The 2,118-nt window shown below is 65.3% G+C and carries 2 protein-coding genes; one reads left to right on the forward strand and one right to left on the reverse strand.

Annotated features, from left to right (window positions below):
- The coding region (locus tag ABWP50_RS09895; protein ID WP_502951028.1) for a DinB/UmuC family translesion DNA polymerase at positions 1–768 on the forward strand (768 nt) is incomplete at its 5' end.
- A 17-nt stretch (positions 769–785) separates the two neighbouring features.
- Here the strand turns inward: ABWP50_RS09895 and ABWP50_RS09900 are convergent.
- Positions 786–2,117, reverse strand: a complete 1,332-nt coding sequence (locus ABWP50_RS09900) for an NAD(P)/FAD-dependent oxidoreductase (protein WP_353217831.1) — start codon at positions 2,115–2,117, stop codon at positions 786–788.
- Position 2,118 lies beyond the last annotated feature (1 nt).

The following is a 2,118-nucleotide window of genomic DNA, read 5'->3' on the forward strand; positions in this document are numbered from 1 at the left end:
CTGACGCTGCTGACGGATGATGTGCGCGCGGCCCGCCTGTGTGCACTGCCGCTGTCGGATATCCCCGGCGTGGGGCGTGCGATGGAAAAGCGCCTTGCCGCGGCCGGGCTGGTGAGCATGGCGCAATTGCTGGCGATGACGCCGGCGCAGGCTCGGCAAGCCTGGGGCAGCGTGTGGGGCGAACGGCTGCACCGCCTGCTGCACGGGCACGAGGTGGCCGATGTGGTGCACGCGCAAAAATCCATCGGACACAGCCATGTGCTGGGGCCGGAGAAACGCCCGGTGGCGGTGGCGCGATTGGTGGCGCGGCGGCTGGTGATGAAGGCCGGCACCCGCCTGCGCCGCGCCGAGCTGCGCACCAGCTGGATCGGCCTGTTCGTGAAGGGCGAGACGCGCGGGACAAAATGGAAGGCGGGTATCAAGCTGCCGCAGGTGATGGACAGTTTGAGCCTGGTGGAGGCCATGGACGGACTGTGGGCGCAGATGGTGCGCGATTTCCCGCATCAGCGCCTGTTGCAAGTGGGGGTGGTGCTGGCTGATCTCTCGCCAGCCGCCGCCGCGCAGGCCGATCTGTTTGATTCGGGTGCCCTGCTGTGCGCCCGCACCGACGAACGCCGGCTGGCGCTGTCCCGCGCCATGGACAAGGTGAACAACCGCTTCGGCCGCGATGCGGTCACGCTGGGCCACGACGAACGCGGCGCCACAAGGTCACGCGGACCGGCGATTGCGTTTACGCGCATTCCCGAATTGGCCGAATTTGTCGAATGACCAGCGGCGATTGCCTGTTAATGCAGTTTCAGTTTCGGCCTGACCACCTGGTTCACATGGCCGACGACCATCAGGAACAGGCCCTTCATCCAGCCGTGAATGGCGACCAGGTGCATGCGGTAGAGTGAGGTGTAGACGAACCGCGCCAGCCGGCCTTCGATCGCCATCTTGCCGCCGACCAGATTGCCCATCAGGCTGCCCACCGTGGAATAGCGGGCAAGGTTCACCAGCGAGCCCTTGTCTTCATAGACAAAGTCTTTCATCGGCCGCGATTCGATGGCGGCGCGCAGATTGTGAAACACCGTCTGCGCCATCTGGTGCGCGGCCTGGGCGCGCGGCGGGATCGGGCGTTCAGCGCCGGGCGGCGTGTAGCTGGCGCAATCGCCCAGCGCGAAAATACTGTCGTCAAGGGTGGTTTGCATGGTGGCGCGCACCCGCAATTGATGGTTGCGCGTGGTTTCCAGGCCGCCGATCTCGTGCAGGAACTCCGCCCCCTTCACCCCGGCCGCCCACACCCGGATATCGCAGGGGATGATATTGCCATCCTTGCAGTGGATGGCCGTGGCGGTGGCGGCCACCACCTGCGTGCCGGCCAGCACGTTCACACCGAGATTTTCAAGCTCGCCGTGGGCGGCAGCCGCCAGTTTTTCCGGCAACAGCGGCAGGATGCGCGGCCCGGCCTCCAGCAATGACACTTGCAGCCGCTGGCGATCAAACACCTCCAGGCCATAAAAGCCCAGCGCGTCGGCGGCCGAATACAGTTCTGCCGCCAGCTCGACGCCGGTGGCGCCGCCGCCCACGATCACCACTTTGACCGTGGCATCAGACGCGGGATCAGCCACCAAGGCCCGCGACACGCGCAGGCATTGATTGAGCAGCTTGCGGCGGAACCGGTCCGCATCCGGGCGGCTTTCGAGCGCGAGGCAATGCTGCTTGACGCCCGTTATGCCGAAATCATTGGACACGCTGCCCACGGCGATCACCAGATAATCATAGCGGATGCGGTGGCGGCCGATCACCTCGCTGCCATCCTCATCGCAGATTGGCGCGATCACCACTTGCTGCGCAGCGCGGTCGATGGCTTCGAGCGCGCCATCAAAATAACGGTAGCCCCAGCGATAGGCGTGGCCGCGGTAGCCAACCTCATCAAGATTGGCATCAAGGCTGCCGGCGGCGACTTCGTGCAGCAGCGGCTTCCATATGTGGGTGGCGTTGCGGTCCACCAATATGATGTCGAAATCGTCGCGCGAAAAATGCGAACCCAGCCTGGTGACCAGCTCAAGACCGCCCGCGCCGCCGCCGACCACGACGATCTGCGTCTTTTTTCCGTCTGCCCGTGTGCGCGGCATG

This window comes from Sandarakinorhabdus sp., assembly GCF_040398645.1.
Classification (GTDB): Bacteria; Pseudomonadota; Alphaproteobacteria; order Sphingomonadales; family Sphingomonadaceae; genus Sandarakinorhabdus.

Excerpts from the sequence above, each read along its gene's own strand:
- ABWP50_RS09900 (WP_353217831.1), bottom strand. The coding sequence starts at position 2,117 with ATGCCGCGCACACGGGCAGACGGAAAAAAGACGCAGATCGTCGTGGTC.